Origin of the sequence: Candidatus Nitrotoga sp. AM1P (assembly GCF_013168275.1) — a bacterium.
GTDB lineage: Bacteria > Pseudomonadota > Gammaproteobacteria > Burkholderiales > Gallionellaceae > Nitrotoga.
Genome location: NZ_AP019547.1, coordinates 382,518 through 401,029, shown reverse-complemented (window position 1 = coordinate 401,029; position 18,512 = coordinate 382,518). Strand labels below are relative to the sequence as shown.

General features: G+C 47.9%; 17 protein-coding genes and 1 pseudogene. 9 read left to right on the top strand and 9 right to left on the bottom strand.

Going from position 1 to position 18,512, the window contains the following annotated elements; all coding sequences use genetic code 11:
* Positions 1–25: 25 nt before the first annotated feature.
* From ileS to W01_RS01825, 3 genes are all read right to left on the bottom strand, one after another.
* Entirely contained in the window at positions 26–2,836 is a 2,811-nt protein-coding gene (gene ileS / locus W01_RS01835; protein ID WP_173051937.1) for an isoleucine--tRNA ligase, read from the bottom strand.
* Complete coding sequence (locus W01_RS01830) at positions 2,829–3,755, bottom strand: bifunctional riboflavin kinase/FAD synthetase (protein ID WP_173051936.1); 927 nt, start codon at positions 3,753–3,755, stop codon at positions 2,829–2,831. The genes ileS and W01_RS01830 overlap by 8 nt, the downstream gene beginning before the upstream one ends.
* 196 nt (positions 3,756–3,951) lie before the next feature.
* A complete protein-coding gene (locus W01_RS01825; protein ID WP_173051935.1) occupies positions 3,952–4,875 on the bottom strand; it encodes a LysR family transcriptional regulator in 924 nt (307 codons plus the stop codon).
* A 178-nt stretch (positions 4,876–5,053) separates the two neighbouring features.
* Here W01_RS01825 and W01_RS01820 point away from each other — a divergent pair, with 178 nt between their 5' ends.
* From W01_RS01820 to W01_RS01800, 5 genes are all read left to right on the top strand, one after another.
* Entirely contained in the window at positions 5,054–6,529 is a 1,476-nt protein-coding gene (locus W01_RS01820; RefSeq protein ID WP_173051934.1) for a ribulose-bisphosphate carboxylase large subunit, read from the top strand.
* 22 nt (positions 6,530–6,551) lie between these two features.
* On the top strand, positions 6,552–6,986 hold the full coding sequence (locus W01_RS01815; protein ID WP_173051933.1) for a ribulose bisphosphate carboxylase small subunit: 435 nt from the start codon (positions 6,552–6,554) through the stop codon (positions 6,984–6,986).
* A gap of 201 nt (positions 6,987–7,187) precedes the next feature.
* The gene (gene cbbX, locus W01_RS01810; protein WP_173051932.1) at positions 7,188–8,132 is read left to right on the top strand and encodes a CbbX protein; all 945 of its coding nucleotides are present in this window, start codon (positions 7,188–7,190) and stop codon (positions 8,130–8,132) included.
* A gap of 317 nt (positions 8,133–8,449) precedes the next feature.
* Positions 8,450–8,800 (top strand): hypothetical protein, encoded by a 351-nt coding sequence (locus W01_RS01805; RefSeq protein ID WP_173051931.1) that lies wholly within the window; start codon positions 8,450–8,452, stop codon positions 8,798–8,800.
* A gap of 350 nt (positions 8,801–9,150) precedes the next feature.
* On the top strand, positions 9,151–9,417 hold the full coding sequence (locus W01_RS01800; RefSeq protein WP_173051930.1) for a hypothetical protein: 267 nt from the start codon (positions 9,151–9,153) through the stop codon (positions 9,415–9,417).
* 166 nt (positions 9,418–9,583) lie between these two features.
* Here W01_RS01800 and rimO read toward each other — a convergent pair whose 3' ends face one another.
* The 6 genes from rimO to surE all read right to left on the bottom strand — a co-directional run bounded on the left by rimO (position 9,584) and on the right by surE (position 15,215).
* On the bottom strand, positions 9,584–10,906 hold the full coding sequence (gene rimO, locus W01_RS01795; protein WP_173051929.1) for a 30S ribosomal protein S12 methylthiotransferase RimO: 1,323 nt from the start codon (positions 10,904–10,906) through the stop codon (positions 9,584–9,586).
* Between the two features lie 111 nt (positions 10,907–11,017).
* A complete protein-coding gene (locus tag W01_RS01790; RefSeq protein WP_173051928.1) occupies positions 11,018–11,797 on the bottom strand; it encodes a ZIP family metal transporter in 780 nt (259 codons plus the stop codon).
* Positions 11,798–12,002: 205 nt separating this feature from the next.
* A complete protein-coding gene (locus W01_RS01785) occupies positions 12,003–12,857 on the bottom strand; it encodes a radical SAM protein (RefSeq protein ID WP_242007011.1) in 855 nt (284 codons plus the stop codon).
* Complete coding sequence (locus W01_RS01780; protein WP_173051927.1) at positions 12,854–13,813, bottom strand: peptidoglycan DD-metalloendopeptidase family protein; 960 nt, start codon at positions 13,811–13,813, stop codon at positions 12,854–12,856. The genes W01_RS01785 and W01_RS01780 overlap by 4 nt, the downstream gene beginning before the upstream one ends.
* Positions 13,810–14,466, bottom strand: a complete 657-nt coding sequence (locus W01_RS01775; RefSeq protein ID WP_173051926.1) for a protein-L-isoaspartate(D-aspartate) O-methyltransferase — start codon at positions 14,464–14,466, stop codon at positions 13,810–13,812. The genes W01_RS01780 and W01_RS01775 overlap by 4 nt, the downstream gene beginning before the upstream one ends.
* Entirely contained in the window at positions 14,463–15,215 is a 753-nt protein-coding gene (gene surE / locus W01_RS01770; RefSeq protein ID WP_173051925.1) for a 5'/3'-nucleotidase SurE, read from the bottom strand. The genes W01_RS01775 and surE overlap by 4 nt, the downstream gene beginning before the upstream one ends.
* Before the next feature lie 427 nt (positions 15,216–15,642).
* On the opposite strand from surE, the gene W01_RS01765 reads away from it, so the two are divergent.
* The 4 genes and pseudogenes from W01_RS01765 (at position 15,643) to rnk (ending at position 18,344) form a co-directional block, all read left to right on the top strand.
* Positions 15,643–16,338, top strand: a complete 696-nt coding sequence (locus W01_RS01765; protein ID WP_173051924.1) for a VIT1/CCC1 transporter family protein — start codon at positions 15,643–15,645, stop codon at positions 16,336–16,338.
* Between the two features lie 217 nt (positions 16,339–16,555).
* Positions 16,556–17,357 (top strand): annotated as a pseudogene (locus W01_RS01760) (IS5 family transposase).
* Entirely contained in the window at positions 17,273–17,443 is a 171-nt protein-coding gene (locus tag W01_RS01755) for a hypothetical protein (RefSeq protein WP_173051638.1), read from the top strand. The pseudogene W01_RS01760 and the gene W01_RS01755 overlap by 85 nt, the downstream one beginning before the upstream one ends.
* A gap of 490 nt (positions 17,444–17,933) precedes the next feature.
* Positions 17,934–18,344, top strand: coding sequence for a nucleoside diphosphate kinase regulator (gene rnk / locus W01_RS01750; RefSeq protein WP_198421317.1), 411 nt, complete (start codon positions 17,934–17,936; stop codon positions 18,342–18,344).
* Positions 18,345–18,512: the final 168 nt, after the last annotated feature.

Sequence of the window (18,512 nt, the reverse complement as noted above, 5' to 3'; positions counted from 1 at the left end):
AGATAAATGGGAATGAAGTCTTTGCTTAAGCATACTTGCGCACCTCGCCGTCACCCAATAAATTACTGGCGCAGCGCCCACATAGAGTAGCGTTTTGAGGATCGCTGCCTACGTCAGCGCGGTAATGCCAGCAACGTTCGCACTTGATATTCATGCTCGGCGTCACTTCAATGCGCTCTTCTGCTTCAGATGTGACGCGATGCAGGGTAGCACGCGATGTTATCAGCACAAATCGCAGGTCATCACCCAGATGGGCAAGCACATCAAAATTTTCACCCGCTGCGTAAATTTTCACCTCGGCGGCCAGCGCTTGGCCAATCAACCCAGCAGCGCGTACCTCTTCGATGTGCTTATTTATTCTGGCACGCCAGTTGCAAATTGTCGTCCAATTTTGCACCAAAATTTGATCGTCTGTGCTCGGCAAATCTGGTAGGGAAAGCCATGTCTGCTGAAACACGCTCACGCCTTGCTGGGTACTCAATATCTCCCACGCTTCTTCTGCGGTGAAGCTGAGTATCGGCGCCATTAATCTCACCAGGCTATGACTAATATGGTGCAGTGCATTCTGCGCTGAGCGTCGTGCGTGTGAATTTTGTGCCGTAGTGTAGAGACGGTCTTTGAGAATATCCAGATAAAATCCGCCCAGTTGCTCGGAACAAAAAGTCTGCAATTTCTGTACGACCAGATGGAACTCATAGCGCGCATAATCGCCAGTAACCTCTGTCTGCAATCGGCTTATCAATGCCAAAGCGTAGCGGTCAATTTCCAGCCATTCATCCACTGGCAAGGCATCTCGCTGCACATCGAAATCGGCAGTGTTCGCTAACAAAAAGCGTAAAGTATTGCGAATGCGGCGGTAGCTTTCTACTACACGCTTAAGAATCTCATCAGAGATGGTCATCTCGCCGGAGTAGTCAGTGGACGCAGCCCACAGACGCAAGATGTCCGCACCCAGCGTATCAAAAATTTTCTGCGGTGCGATGACATTACCCTTGGATTTGCTCATCTTATGTCCATGGCCATCCACTACAAAACCATGGGTGAGCAATGCGTTGTAGGGCGCACGGTCATTCATGGCACAGGAGGTAAGCAATGAAGATTGAAACCAGCCGCGATGTTGATCCGACCCTTCCAGATACAAATCAGCCGGGAATGACAAATCTTTACGTCGGCGTAGTACTGACTCATGAGTGGTACCGGAATCAAACCACACGTCCAGCGTGTCCGAAAGTTTGCGGTATTGCATCGATTCTTCGCCTAACAACTCTTTAGCGTCCAACGAAAACCACGCCTCTATTCCGTGCTGCTCGACGCGCTGCGCGACCTGTTCGGTCAACTCAAGTGTGCGCGGATGTAACTGCGTAGTTACGTTGTGGACGAAGAACGGCATCGGCACGCCCCAATTACGCTGACGCGACACACACCAGTCCGGACGGTTTGCAATCATTGCTTTCAATCGCGCCTTGCCCCATGCCGGGTAAAATTGTGTGGCTTCGACCGCATTGTTGGCGAGGTCGCGCAGCTTTATTCCCTCTTCTGTCTTCGGAAGGGACTGAGCGGAGTGAAATTGCTCCATGCCAATGAACCACTGCGGCGTAGAACGAAAAATGATTGGAGTCTTGTGCCGCCAGCAGTGCGGGTAGCTATGTTGTATTTTTTCCAGGTGCAGCAGATGCCCGCTGGCCTGAAGTGTAGCAACCACCACGTCATTCGCTTTCCATACGAACAAACCGCCGACCACTGGCGTGCTAGTGAGGAATTTGCCATCGTCACCCACCGGGCTGTCATTAGGCAGGCTGTATTTTTGACCAACAAAATAGTCGTCCAGGCCATGTGCCGGGGCGGTATGTACCAAGCCTGTACCCGCTTCCAGCGTTACATGGTCCCCACAAATAATATTTACCCCACGTTTATCGAAAGGGTGATGTAATGGCGTGCCATCTAGCGCAACGCCCTTGCAAGTGGCGAGCGTTTCCCCCTTCAATGCATAGCGATCCAAACATGCTTGTTTTAGATCAGCCGCCAGTATCAGCAATCCACGTGGCGTTCTAACCAGCACATAGTCAAAATCAGGATGTACGCTTACTGCCTGATTAGCGGGTAACGTCCATGGTGTAGTAGTCCATATGACAGCATAAGCTTTTTCATCACTCGGCAAAGACACGCCAAAAGCCTTAGCCAATGAATCGATACTTATAACTTCAAAACCCACATCAATCGCGGACGACGTTTTATCTTCATGCTCGACTTCCGCCTCGGCCAGCGCAGACTGACAATCCAGACACCAGTTCACTGGCTTGTATCCTTGATAAAGATAGCCACGCTTATATATTTTTCCCAAAGCGCGGATGATATCCGCCTCGGTTTGGTGGTTCATGGTGAGATAAGGATTGTTCCAATCACCCAGTACACCCAAACGAATAAAATCCTTTTTCTGTCTTTCGATTTGCTCAGCGGCGTATTCGCGGCACAGCTCGCGAAAGCGAGCAGGTAGCATCTCCTTACCATGCTTTTTTTCCACCTGCAGTTCAATTGGCAGACCATGGCAATCCCAGCCGGGCACATACGGCGCATCGAAGCCGGATAAAGTCTTGCTTTTGACTATGATATCTTTGAGTACCTTATTCACCGCATGGCCAATGTGGATGTCACCATTAGCGTACGGCGGGCCGTCATGCAGGATGAACTTTGGACGTCCCAAACTGGTGGCGCGTATTTTTTCATAGCGTTGCTGTGCCTGCCATTGAGCGAGCATCTGCGGTTCGCGCTTGGCCAAATCGCCGCGCATGGGGAAAGGTGTGTCGGGAAGATTAAGAGTTTTTTTATAATCAATCATGTTGTATAAACCATTGCTTTGCATTACACACGTCGAGCTCAATCTGCTGCGTCAAACTATGCAGGTCGAGATATTTCACTTCATCACGCAACTTGTGCAGGAAATCGACGCATAAATGTTTGTTATAAACTTTGCCCGAAAAATCGAAAAGATGCACTTCCAGTACAGGCTTGCCGTTTTGTTTCACCGTGGGACGTACACCCAAACTCGCTACGCCCTGCATGGGTGGCAGATCATCCCCTTGCGCCCTTACTACAAAAATACCGGTAAGCGGCGGCCGATTGTGCTTTAACTGGATATTTGCGGTCGGGAATCCCAGCTGCTTGCCTAAGCCATCCCCATGAACCACACGCCCGCTGATACTATAAGGACGCCCCAAATAACGTTGTGCCGCTTTCAGATCGCCTTCAGCCAGCGCAGCGCGCACCGCCGTACTGGATATTCGTACGCCATTGTGCGATACGCTGTGCATATTCTCTACTTTAAAACCTTGCTGGTTCCCCATCTTCTCCATCAACGCAAAATCGCCGCTGCGTCGGTTACCGAAACGAAAATCATCGCCAATCAACACGAACTTCGCCGCCAACTTATCTGATAGCGCATGAACGAAATCCACTGCGCTCATCTGTGCAAAACTGCTGTTAAAGCGACATACGTATACCCGATCCACATCGAATGTCGCGAAAAGCTCAAGCTTCTCGCGCATGCTGGTCAGTCGCACAGGTGCCTCCAGCGGTGTAAAAAATTCACGCGGATGCGGCTCGAATACCAGCACTGCTGTCGGAAGTCCGAGCAGCTGCGCTGTCATCTTTAATTGCTTGAGTAATGCCTGATGACCAAGGTGTACTCCATCAAAATTGCCTATAGTTAGGGCAACTGGCTTTTTGTCTGTTGAGTTAAGTCCGCGAAAAATCAACATTCGGGCTGGATCGCCGATAAAAAAGGAGTGCGATTATACCGTGAGAGCAAAGAATGAGAGCGAGGCATTAGGAAATACTACTTTGATGCCCGCTTATTTTAGTCTGCCATGCAGACCACATAGATAAAATAGCTGCACATAGTGCCTGCTGTCTAAAATAATAACGGCCGATAACAAGATTTTTTGTTTACTTGGTTCAATTTCGTTTGAATGGAGTGGGTGATGCCAGACTCTCTGCTTCATTCAGTAAAAACTGATTGAATGCATGCGCTGCGGTGGAAAGACGTTTATTCTTCAGATGGACGATATGCCAGTGACGCATGATGGGAAAATGATCCACATTCAGTACTTGCAGACGTTTCATTTCCAGTTCCAGTTCGATGCCATGCATGGAGATGATGCCTAATCCCATACCGGCTTGCACCGATTGTTTGATTGCTTCATTAGTATCCATTTCCATATGCGTAGGCAATTTCAAATGGTGACTGGCGAAATATCGTTCCACCACTCCGCGCGTACCCGACCCTTGCTCGCGCAGCAAAAAAGTTTCTTGTGCCAATTGCTTGGGCTTGATGTTACGCACTTTGGTCAAAGGGTGGTTGAGTGCAGCGATAACAACCAGCGGGTTTTGCATAAACGGCTGCGATAGCATATCCGTACCTTCCGGTGGCTGACCCATAATGGCGAGATCGGCGCTATTATCAGCGAGCAATTTTATTACCGCATCACGATTGGCAACATGCAGGCTTACGCTAATCTTAGGGTGTTGCTGGATAAATTTTGCCAATAATTGAGGCATAAAATAACTGGCCGTACTGACTGCGGAGATATTCAAGCGACCATGTTCCAACCCTTTCATTTCGCTAAACATGGCGTTCATTTCCTCAAGCTGTTGCGCAATGTTGCGAGTGTAATGCAGCATTTCCTGGCCTGCGTTGGTCAGGTGTATTTGCTTGCCCACTCGGTCAAATAGAGGTAAACCGACACTCTGTTCAAGTTGCTTGATTTGCATGGAGACTGCTGGCTGGCTGAGATACAATTCCTTGGCCGCGCGTGAGTGACTCAAATGCCGTGCTACGGCATCGAAAATTTTAAGTTGGCGGATAGTTAAATGTAACATCGTCAGATTATAATTAATACTTATAGTTAACATCAATATAATTGACTATTATTTATAGATAATATTAGGTAATGTACATCCTACGCGCTGAAACAAGTACCCATTAATCGTAATGAGTATTGCCCGCCAGCTTACACAGGAGGGCGCGGTGCGGTTTTTTCAATAATTGGAGATAACCATGGCATCTGAAACGATGAAAGAAGGTAAGGAGCGCTACAAAGCTGGCGTTATACCCTATAAGAAAATGGGCTATTGGGAGCCTGATTACAAGGTCAAAGACACAGATGTACTCGCCATGTTCCGCATGACGCCGCAACCAGGTATGGATCCAGAAGAAGTTGCCGCTGCGGTGGCAGGCGAATCTTCCACTGCCACATGGACGGTGGTGTGGACTGACCGTTTGACCGCATGCGAAATGTATCGCGCCAAGTGTTACCGTTGTGACTTGGTTCCCAACACAGGCGAAGGCACCAAAACTGAAGCTCAGTACTTTGTTTACATCGCTTATGAATTGGATTTGTTCGAAGGTGGTTCGATTGCCAACCTGACTGCTTCCATTATCGGTAACGTGTTTGGTATGAAAGCAGTGAAGGCGTTACGCCTCGAAGATATGCGTATCCCGGTTGCTTATCTCAAAACATTCCAAGGTCCTGCCACCGGCGTCATCGTCGAGCGTGAGCGTTTGGACAAATTTGGTCGTCCTCTGCTGGGTGCAACTACCAAACCTAAGCTCGGTCTTTCCGGCCGTAACTATGGACGCGTAGTGTACGAAGCTCTAAAAGGCGGCTTGGATTTCGTGAAAGACGACGAGAACATCAATTCACAGCCTTTCATGCACTGGCGTGACCGTTTCCTGTATTGCATGGAAGCCGTAAACAAAGCTTCCGCTGCAACCGGTGAAGTCAAGGGCCACTATCTTAATGTTACCGCCGGCACGATGGAAGAAATGTATGCGCGCGCCGAGTTTGCCAAGTCGCTAGGTTCGGTCATCATCATGATTGACCTCGTTATCGGCTACACCGCTATTCAGTCAATGGCGATCTGGGCACGTAAGAACGACATGATTTTGCACTTGCACCGTGCGGGTAACTCTGCCTACTCACGTCAAAAAAATCACGGTATGAGTTTCCGCGTTATTTGTAAGTGGATGCGCATGGCGGGTGTGGATCACATCCATGCTGGTACTGTCGTGGGCAAGCTGGAAGGCGATCCACTCATGATCAGGGGCTACTACGACACGCTGCTAGATACACACACGCCTATGAATTTGGAGAAAGGTCTGTTCTTCGAACAAGATTGGGCTTCACTCAATAAGTGTCTGCCAGTTGCGTCCGGTGGTATCCACGCCGGTCAGATGCACCAACTGCTAACCTATCTCGGTGACGATGTGGTTCTGCAATTCGGTGGCGGTACTATCGGCCATCCACAAGGAATACAGGCAGGTGCGGTAGCAAATCGCGTGGCACTGGAAGCCATGGTTCTGGCACGCAATGAAGGTCGCGACATCTGGAATGAAGGTCCACAAATTCTGCAAGATGCAGCCAAATGGTGCGCCCCACTCAAAGCTGGGTTGGATACGTGGAAAGATGTCAGCTTCAATTACGAGTCCACCGATACCCCTGACTTTGTTCCTTCTGCCACGACCAGCGTTTAATTAATATCAAGGAGAATCAATTATGATGACCAATCCTGGAAATCAGATCACGCAAGGGCAGTTTTCTTTTCTGCCCCCGCTGACTGATGTACAAATCACAGCACAAATTAAATATGCGCTGAAATGCGGCTGGTCGCTATCGGTCGAATACACCGACGACCCACACCCGCGTAATACTTATTGGGAAATGTTCGGCAACCCTATGTTCGACCTTAAAGATCCTGCAGGAATTTTGATGGAGATCAACAATTGCCGTAAGACTTTCCCTAATCACTACATTCGTGTGATGGCTTTTAGTGCAGTACGCGGTATAGAAAGCCCAACGATGTCATATATCGTTAACCGTCCTAAAACCGAACCTGGCTTCAGGCTCGTGCGGGAAGAAGCGGAGAGTCGTAGCATACGCTACACCGTCCATTCCTACGCAACCGAAAAACCGGAAGGCGAGCGGTACTAAGCAATTGCGGGTACGGTATACGCCGTACCCGTTTTTTTAACCGGCTGTTGAAATATTCTGTAAATAGTCTTCCTCAGAATTTGGCGATAAAGAATTTGCTTCTTCCAAAATTGCCGTTCCAATTAAATATAAACTTATTTAAAAATACGCAGAAAGTAATGCGGAAAATTTCAACAGCCGATTGATTTAACAGGATAAATAATGGACGAACCCTCAAAAGACCTCATTCTTCCCGACGACACTCCGGTTGATCTGGACGCCGAATTTCGCAACTCTAACATACAGGAAGTGCTGGCTAAACTTGATCGCGAATTGATTGGTCTGTCGCCAGTCAAGACACGCATCCGCGAAACCGCAGCACTCTTATTGGTAGATCGCGTTCGCAAGAAACTCAATCTGTCGGCGGTTTCACCAACGCTACATATGAGCTTTACCGGCAATCCCGGCACCGGAAAAACCACGGTCGCATTACGTATGGCTGAAATACTGCATCGCCTGGGTTATGTGCGTGAAGGCCATTTAGTATCAGTCACACGCGATGATCTAGTCGGTCAATACATTGGACACACGGCACCAAAGACAAAAGAAGTAATTAAAAAAGCAATGGGCGGCGTGTTATTTATAGATGAAGCTTATTACCTATACAAGCCCGAAAACGAACGGGACTATGGCGCTGAATCTATCGAAATCCTATTGCAGATAATGGAGAACAACCGTGACGATCTGGTCGTTATACTGGCCGGTTACAAAGACCGGATGGATAAATTTTTCCACAGTAACCCCGGTATGCGTTCGCGTATTGCGCATCACATCGATTTTCCTGATTACTCAGCAGAAGAATTGCTCATCATCGCAAAGCTAATGCTGGCAGCGCAAAATTATCGTTTCAGCTCGGAAGCAGAAAAAGCATTCGCAGAATATATCCCGCTACGGATGAAGCTGGAACATTTTGCCAATGCCCGTTCCATCCGCAACGCACTGGATCGCGCACGTATGCGCCAAGCTAACCGCCTATTCGCTGGCGCCAAGAAAAATCTCACTAAAATTGATTTAATGACCATTGAAGCCGAAGAAATCTTTGCCAGCCGTGTGTTTAAAGATGGCCAAGTTGATCTGGACGGAGATGAGCTGAGGGAAGAGCAATAAAGGAATTGTAAAGACTGTGCTTTAAATTCACGCATTAATTTAAAACTTTAAGAGCTGCTTAAAGATAAAGTTTTCATATTCTTGTAGTTGATAGATAGGTCATCTCGGCCTGCTTGAGTGATTTTAGATCAGCTTGGTATGTCTTATACGCTTTGATTCGGTTATCATTTTTTCAAGTGACTGACAATTACCAAACATTTACTACAAATGAACATACAAAACTATTTACAGCTTCTGGTTAACTGGTACTATACGCAAGTCAAGGCGATCTTGATCCTATACAACTATCCTTCCAACTTCATATTTAGGAGCTTTTCATGAAAAAGAGTCTTATAAATATCACACTTATGTCCTGTTTTGCTTTCGGTGTTTCTTTGGCAAATGCTGATTCGATGGTTGGTGTGACTACTTCTGGAGTATCTACTAATACTGGGCAATCCTATGGCCCATCTGGTGGCAGAGTCCAACCCATGGGCGCAGATGGCCGGGTTCAGCCAACTGCAGCTGGCTTTGAAATTCAGAACGAGCCGCCTGCAGCTTACCGTTATACTCATGTTTCCAACCAAACCAATATCGTTCAGTCCGGACCTAATGGACCGTTCAATCAATTGGGAAATCCAGGAATGAACTCCCAAGAGAGATATCCCATGGGTGAGCTCAGAAGGTAGTAAACTACGTTCGGTAGCAATGAATGAACAAATCGTGTAAAAGTAAGGCCAGCTCAATGCTGGCCTTACTTTTTTACATATAAATTGCTTGAATAACAGTTTCAAATACACGATGTACTATGACGGCTAGCCATTAAATAGTGTAGTTAATCATTCTTTTGAAAGTCTGAAATCCAGGCCCTAGTCAATCTATTTAAATCGGCTCTAAAAACATTCTAGTAGCTCCAGAAAGTATTCAGACTAGTGAAAAAATAGTGGGGTAACTAACGCTTCTGAAATATTACCTTTCGTATAAAAAGATGGTGATTTAGATTAGAATATACTGCTGGTTGTTATTTTTGGAGTCACTTATGAATAAAAAACTTTTGGAGCTATTAGATGGTGCTGAAGACAAATATCCGCACGCACTGGAACAGAATTTCCCGCATGTTATTAGCAAAATCATAGAGTTATGGTGCTTGCCTGCGATAGATCAATATTTCATTGACCTGATGTTGCACACGCGTGCCGTGCCACGTGAAGGTTTCCCACCTACAATAGCTAAAGAAATTTTCGATCTGAATTTGATAAATGACGAACAAATTAAAGCAAAGCAAGGCGTACCGATCAGTCGATAAATACAAAAAAAATCTTATTTAAAGATATAAAATCGGATTTCCATATCTCTTGGAAAAATTTCCTCCAATTCATCTCTTCTACCTTTTAGAACTAAATTTACCCAGGTAAATCATGTATTCAAGTCGAAACATTTCATTGACTCGCTACAAATCTACAGCTGATAAGTTAAACCATTTCCGCCCACAGATCATGAACATCAGAGTCAGTTATTCGGACATTCACAAAATCACCTACCTTTAATACCTGGCCATTACTAATATAAACCAGGCCATCAATCTCTGGTGCATCAGCTGAACTACGTGCAATTGCACCCTCCTCGTCCACTTCATCCACCAATACCTGCATGGTCTTACCTTTTTTACATGCAAGGCGTTCGCCACTGATTTCTTCCTGCAATTGCATCAAACGGCCCAAACGTTCTTGCTGGATTTCAAGTGGGATGTGATCCGGTAAATTATTGGCCACAGCACCTTCCACAGGCGAATACATAAATGCGCCGACACGATCCAGTTGAGCCATTTCGAGAAAATCGAGCAGCTCTTCAAATTCTTCTCCTGTTTCGCCGGGGAAACCGACGATGAAAGTACTGCGTAAAGTAATGTCCGGACAGATTTTTCGCCATTGCTGAATGCGTGTAAGTACGTTTTCACTGCTGGCGGGACGTTTCATTAATTTAAGAATGCGTGCATTGGCGTGCTGAAAAGGGATATCCAAATAGGGCAGAATTTTTCCCTGCGCCATCAGCGGAATGACTTCATCTACATGTGGGTAAGGATAAACGTAATGTAATCGCACCCATACGCCTAGTTCGCCCATTGCCTGCACGAGCTCGGTCATACGCGTTCTGATCGGCCGGCCGCCCCAGAAACCCGTGCGGTATTTCACATCCACGCCATAGGCGCTGGTATCTTGCGAGATTACCAGCAATTCTTTCACGCCTGCGTTCACTAAGTTCTGCGCCTCCTGCATCACGTCACCTACCGGACGGCTCACCAGATCGCCGCGCATGCTGGGAATGATACAAAAAGTACAGCGATGGTTACAGCCCTCTGAAATTTTCACATAAGCATAATGTCTGGGTGTCAGCCGTATGCCTTGCGGCGGGACCAGATCGCTGTAAGGATCATGCAACTTGGGTAAATGGGCATGGATGGCTTCCATCACCGCATCTGTCGCATGCGGACCGGTGACCGCCAATACTTTCGGATGCGTTTCTTTCACTACATTGCCTTTTGCACCCAAGCAGCCAGTAACAATAACTTTGCCATTTTCAGCCAGCGCTTCGCCGATGGCTTCAAGCGATTCTGCCACCGCACTGTCGATGAAACCGCAAGTGTTAACTACCACCAGATCGGAATCCACATAGTTGGGAGAAATAATGTAACCCTCAGTGCGTAAACGAGTAAGAATATGCTCGGAATCCACCGTCGCCTTAGGACAACCGAGAGATACGAAGCCGACGCGTGGCGCTGTGTTTTGTTTGCTCATGTTTTAGCTTTATATATTGAATTGAACATTTTCTTTCCTACAGCCAGCTTTATCTTCGCTGCGCTAATTTCGCAAAGAGCCGTATGAGGTAAGTGCAGGAGGAAACGTTTTTTACTCTACCATTAACACACTCATCAACCACACTGTCCCTACGCCCGATACAATCAGTACCACTTGCTGCAAGGTATCGCGTAGCTGCACGCGTTTGTGTAAACCAGGTATCAGATCTGCTACCGCAACATAAATCATGCTCGCAGCGGCCAGCGCCAGCAACGATGGAATCCACGACTGCATGGTCTGCAAGGTGAAGTATCCAAGTATGCCACCTGCCACAGAGGCGAAGCTGGATATCAAATTCAGTTGAAAGGCACGCAGTTTGCTATAACCCGAGTGTAGCAAGATAGCGAAATCCCCCACTTCCTGCGGAATCTCATGTGCGATGATAGCCAGTGCTGTAACGACGCCCAGATGCACATCAGTAAGAAAAGCTGCTGCTATGATGATGCCATCCACAAAATTATGGAAAGTGTCACCTATTATAATCATCATGCCACTGCGTCCATGGTCATACCCATGCTCCGCATTGATTGTTAGATGGGCTTCACAATGCTCATGGTGGCAATGCCTCCATAGCACCAGTTTTTCCAGGATAAAAAACAGCAGAATGCCAAACAACACCGTACCGCTCAAAATAGCTACATTGGGAGTTAGATTAATTGCTTCGGGTAAAATATTGAGAAATACTGCTCCAAGCAGCGCACCTATAGCATAGCTCACCATGCCACCAAGGTAATTCTGTGTGCGGTTGTTAAACGCGAATAATGCTGCACATGCTACGCTCAACGTCCCACCTACAATGCAGGTGGTAATAATCCAGACCAAAACGCTCATGGTGTGTTCAAGAAATAAATGAGGCGCGGATTATACCTAAAGACAGACAAGCCATTCTCTAAGTGCGTGGTTAATTGCAGCGGACTTAATTTTCCAAAAATCTGAAAGTTTTATGACTTCGATATCTGCATATCTATCTCACCTCTATCGGCACAGGTTCAGGATCGAAAAAAACTTACACGGTCGGAAACTATTTTTTCCCTACTCATGTTGCCACCTTCGTTTCTACTCCTAACACTCGAATGCGCGCAGCGAACGCTTCCAATTGTGGCTCTGACAGCGTGGCCAGTTTTGGAGCTTCCGGTTGTAATGTGGGGCGTGCCAGGCTGTAAAGTAACACACCTTCAGGTTTGATATTGTCATGCAGCAATGTGGCTAAAAAATTTAGATAATCATCCTCGTCCTGCTTGCCCGGCGGCTTGTCATCCAGCATGAACCAACAGGTTTGCAGCCAAGTCGGGCACAGCGCGATGGCGGTGGCGAGGTTCTCGCGCACCTTAACCAGACTTGTGCGGGTGTTGTTGATTCGTTGCATACCCGCCTTGCTGGCACGGTCAACCTTGAACCACACTTCACCATTAAGTTGCGCCATCTTACGTAGGCCTTGCTGCACATTTTTGCGGTGCATAAGGCTGCCATTAGTGATGAGAACCAGTTTGATATGGGAGGGCAGCGCCAGTTCTTGGCGCAGTTTGGCGATGAGTATTATAACTTGCTCAAATTCTTTGGCGCTGGTCGGTTCACCATTGCCGGATAAGGCAATATCATTAATGCGGCGCGCCCCTTCCGGCACGCGGCGCAGCATGAAATCACCGTGCAATAACTCATGAAGAAAACCACGCAACTCCTGCTCCAGTAAAGCCAGATCAACCGGCGGAGCTGTGCCGCGCTTAAGTTCCGGCACCTGACAATATATGCAGCGCCAATTGCAGGCATTATTAGTATTGAGATTGATACCGACCGACACTCCACCCGCCCGCCGCGACACTACGGGATAGACATAGCGCAAACCCGCGCTGTCGCGACTGTGGTCGGTTACATCAAGACCAGTATTGCTCAAGATTTTACGAGTGGTAGATATTTGGCAGGATCAACTGGCTTGCCAAAGCGGCGTATCTCAAAGTGCAGGCTGACCTGATCCGTGTCAGTGTTGCCCATCTCTGCAATCTTCTGCCCTTTGCTTACGTTCTGCCCTTCTTTTACCAGTAGTTGGTCATTGTGGGCGTAAGCGCTGAGATAAGCCTTGTTATGTTTGATGATGACCAATTTGCCATATCCACGTAGTCCACTGCCGCTATAGACGACCTTGCCCGCCGAACTGGCAACTATCGCCTGGCCCAATTTACCTGCAATATCGATTCCCTTGCGGCTGGCGGTTTCAGAAAATTCGCTTATTAATGTTCCAGACGTTGGCATACTCCATTCCAACGTACTGCCATCGTCATCCGTAATCCCATCAATCTTGGCCTCCGGTTTGATTTCAGGTTTAGGCTGAATTTTGGTCACCATCACAGGTTCGGATTTTTGCGGATCTTCCTGCATTTTTTCAATTTGTGCCACAGCCTGTTCGGTATACGGCAGCTTGGCTACCTTAGGTTGGCTTTTGACAGGAACGTCCAAAGGCTTATTTTCAACCATGGTTTTAACCACGGTCGAAGTACTGGCAGAGGGCAAACGTAACTCCTTACCCACGTGAATAATGCCATGATTCTGAATGTTATTTAATTCGGCAATTTCGCGATAATCGAGACCATAATTGAAGGCTATGCTGTACAAAGTATCGCCTTTTTGTACCACGTAAACCTGCGGACGCCCGTCTTTATCGCGTGGCACAGCTTTCATGACTGGTGCAGCTACCGATACAGCCGGTTTTTTCAACTTGGCTCCGCGTATTATTTCGCGTTCTGCGCCATATTCCACTATAGGCGCGTGAGACCCGCTGGAAGAACAACCTGCCACTAGCGCTGCGGCAATAACGATGGACTGTAATCGAAAAGTGAATTTTTTCAGTATCATACTTTCCCCATCAATAGAGGCACAAATTTTACCGCCTCCAAACGAGTTTCACGGTAGCCTTGCGTCCTACGCTCAATCAAGCATAAAAACTGTTCCTGTGCGCCCAATGGCAGTACCATTCTACCACCCACGGCCAACTGCTCCAGCAATGCCTGTGGTACGTGCGTAGCGGCTGCCGCCATGATGATGCCATCAAACGGTGCGACTGCCGACAAACCAATGTTGCCGTCTGCATAACGCAAGGTAACATTTTTTACCTTCAATTCCTTCATGTAACCTGCCGCGCGTTCATACAAAGGCTGCACGCGTTCCACTGAATATACCTCATGTGCCACTTGAGCCAGCACCGCTGCCTGGTAACCGCAACCGGTACCTACTTCCAGTACGCGGTTTAGTGCCATGCCATTGCGTAGGATTTCGATCATGCGCGCCACAACGTAAGGTTGCGAAATGGTCTGACCAAAACCCAACGGCAACGACACATCGTCATAGGCACGGCTGGCCAGCGCTTCGTCGATAAAAATATGGCGCGGCACCGCATTCATTGCAGCCAGTACAACCTCATCCTCAATCCCCTGTGCACGCAACCGCTCTATCAACCGTCCGCGTGTGCGCTGCGAGGTCATGCCAATGCCACTATGGTGTCCACTCATGCAACGTTACCTGCCAGCCATGTTCCCACCGCATCGAGCTGGCTATATTGCGTCAGATCCATTTGTAATGGGGTAATTGATACACGGCCCTGAGCAATGGCATAAAAATCCGTACCCGCACCCGCATCCTGTGCCTTGCCAGCCGCACCAATCCAGTACACAGTCTCTCCGTGCGGATTGGTACTCTTTATCACTGGCTCGGCCTTATGACGCTTGCCTAAGCGGGTCACTTCGCGGCCTTGCAATTGTTCATAGGGAATGTCTGGCACATTCACGTTAAGTAACCATGGGAGAGAATGAGTGCGTTTTTCAAATTGCTGCACCAGGTCAGCCACTACACGTGCCGCAGTATCGTAATGCGCCAACGTCCTGCTCGCGAGCGATACAGCAATGGCCGGGATGCCCAGCAAAAAACCTTCTGTAGCAGCTGCCACCGTGCCTGAATAAATTGTATCGTCACCCATGTTGGCGCCCGCATTAATACCGGAGATAACCATATCCGGTTGAGTATCCAGCATGCCGGTAACTGCCAAATGCACACAATCGGTCGGCGTCCCATTTACATAATAAAAACCGTTGGCTGCACGACGTAAATTAAGCGGGCGATCCAGCGTCAGAGAGTTGCTTGCACCACTACGGTCGCGCTCTGGCGCCACCACTATTATTTCGGCAATAGTAGACAACGTTTCCGCAAGGCAAGCCAGGCCAGGTGAAAAATATCCATCATCATTGCTAAGCATAAGCATCATATTGCTACTATCCTTTTGTTCTGTATTGGTTTAGTGCTCGTGGATGCGCTTTAATAAACGTTTTTTGAGTAAACAGCACACTAAAGGATTTAGAACCAAAAACAGTATAGTTGTTATTATCGCCTGAATTGACTCAGGTATAAATCCTCACTTCTTGCATCGCATCGTTATTCTCGATACTACGGCCGCTACGTATGTGGGCACCCATCAGGACCATGCAGTACTCGTGGTCACCGTTTCATTTAGAGGCAACTGCTTTTTACCTTTAATTTTATTTCCCTTCAGAACATAAGGAAGAGCAACAACTGAAGAATGTTTCACCGTCAACCCACCAAAGCCGAAATGATCAGTCTTTACCTGAGCGAAGTTGCCACCTCTCACAAATTTATTAATAGTACGCATCATTAATCACGGAAACATTAAAAAAATGCGCTCACGCCACCTGGAACGACACATCACTGGACAAATCGGTTGGCTTCGTCCCGCAGTGTTGGGAGCGAACGACGGTATCGTTTCCACGGCCAGCTTGATACTAGGCGTTGCAGCTGCCCATGCAACCCACGATAGTATATTGCTCGCGGGGGTTGCTGGTCTTGTTGCAGGAGCCATGTCGATGGCTGCGGGGGAGTACGTGTCCGTTCAATCACAGGCAGATTCCGAACAGGCTGACATTGAACGTGAGCGACAAGAACTTGAGACAGATGATATTGGCGAGCGCAAAGAACTGGTAGCGATCTATGTTAGCCGCGGCCTTGATCCTGCGCTTGCGAAACAGGTAGCCGATCAACTCATGGCGCATGATGCGCTTGGTGCGCACACTCGCGACGAGCTTGGGATATCTGAAGCTCTTAACGCACGTCCTCTTCAGGCTACCTTTGCTTCAGCAGTCAGCTTCGCTGTTGGAGCAGCGATGCCTCTCCTAGTCACAGCATTGACTCCAAATGCAAGCCTGATTCCATTTATCTCAGTTACTTCACTTGTGTTCCTGGCACTTTTGGGTGGTGTAGCTGCGTGGGCCGGAGGAGCGCGAGTGGCTATAGGGGCAATACGCGTCACATTTTGGGGCGCTTTAGCCATGGGATTGACCGCCGGTATTGGCGCACTGTTTGGAACAATTGCATGAGCTTGGGTCGTTGATATACCTCTGATCTTAGCATGAGAAAAATAACGCAAGTACCAGTAACACAATAGATAACGAGATCCTACCAGGATAAAGCCTTTGTCTACGACGAGTAGAAATCGTGTTCTGTGTGCAATGGAGCACAGACGATCGCTTTCGGTTGAATAATACTGCCTTAGAACGTGTTTACGATCTAAGGAACCTCCCTTAAACTATAGGTATGAGAGAGAAGAAATACGCCAGCGACATCAGTCGGGAAAAATTTGCGGAGATAGAGCCACTGCTGGCTAGCGTGCGTCGACGTACCAAGCCCACGACGGTGGATTTGTACGAAGTGTTTTGTGCGGTGTTGTATGTACTGCGCACGGGCTGCCAGTGGAGATTTCCGCCCAGTGAGTTTCCGAAATGGCAGACGGTGTACGCCTACTTTGCCAAGTGGAGCAAGCCCGACGAGCACGATATCAGTGTGCTGGAGCGGGCTTTAAAAAAATCAGGTTGGCGCGGCCCGCAAGAAACAGGTGCGCAGCGCCATGCCCACACTATTGATTGTGGACGCGCAGAGCGTGAAGAACACGGACACAGCCGGGAGCAAGGGCTATGACGCGGGCAAAAAAGTCTCAGGCATCAAGCAGCGTCACATTGCAGTGGACACACAGGGGTTGCCCCATGCCGTTGCCGTCACCACTGCCGAAGTAACGGATCGCAAAGGTGCACTACAGGCGATGCGCCATTGCAAGGCGAATCTGAGCAAAATTCAAAGCGTGTTGGCCGACAGCGGTTATATGGGTCAGCCCTTCGCGCAAGGCGTACAGGAGATACTGGGCCAGGCTGTCACGGTGCAGATTGCCAGGCGCAGTGAACTGCACAAGTTCGCGGTGATCCCCAGGCGCTGAGTGGTGGAGCGCAGCTTTGCCTGGCTGGAGAAGAATAGGAGGCTGTGGAAGAACTGCGAGCGAAAGCTCAACACCAGCCTGCAGTTCATCCACCTTGCATTTCTGAGGCTGCTGCTCAGAAGATCGTAAACACGTTCTTAGGTAATATCGCACCATTGGCTTTTGAAAAACAGTTTGCAGCAAAACAACCGATTGCGGTGTCTGAAATTACTTGACCACTACAGTAGGTTTGTCTCTGTTCAATCCTATGGAACTATTTAAGCATTTTCTTATCTATACTCTTCGTATAGCGTAAGCTATTCCCACGTTTTTTCTCCTTGGACGTGGAATCTTAACTTATCGCATTATTAGTTAAGATATTGCCCCTGCTCCCATTAGGTTCAGGGGCATTATTTGATTTCTTGGTCTGCGTGAAAGTAATCGGTTCAGGCTACTGGTTGAACCATAGCAATAGCCAATAGCAATAGTAAAAATAGGGATTATTGGTAGCGCAAACCACGCTTCAGTTCAATTCAATTGAAATCGAGGGTGTTCTTCTATACGATCTCTCTTTGATGATGTGTTGAATGGCGCATCAACGATTACCTTGACTGTAATTTTTACGTCTTTTTTTAATAAAGATGTAGTTTACCTATCAGAGAGAATTACCATTTTCATAAACAATTAAATCAATCGAGAATAAGTAAATAAGGAAAATATATAGTGATGGATCTTCCCAATATCACCGTTTCGAGCCTGGATCTAGCGCGGCTCAACCACTTAATAGATGCGCTGCCGAAAGATTCGCAGCCCGAATTGGACAATCTACGGTATGAGTTGGATCGTGCGGTAGTAATTGCGCCGGAGAATATCCCGGCGACCGTTGTAACCATGAACTCAACCATTCGCTTTATTATTGAACCGACGGGAAAGACGTTCGAGCTGACATTGTCATATCCCGAGGACGCGTTGGAGAAGCCCGGTCGGATTTCCGTATTAGCGCCGGTCGGTAGCGCTCTGCTGGGACTGGCGGTCGGGCAGCAGATGGAGTGGCCGATACCCGGAGGCAATACCATAAAAGTACGGGTGCTCGATGTCAGTTACCAACCAGAAAGATCCGGCGAATATATAAAGTGACATTCAACTCTGCTAGCTCAAAACCTGAGCTATTAGCTACCTAATTTTTTAGGTGTCCGGCAGATCAGGTTTAGCTAGGGAGATGCTGATTAATTCAAAATTTCGCGGAATTTCGCACGTAACAAATTGATTTTAAATGTGTGAAATTCTGAAATGCGAGTTAATCAA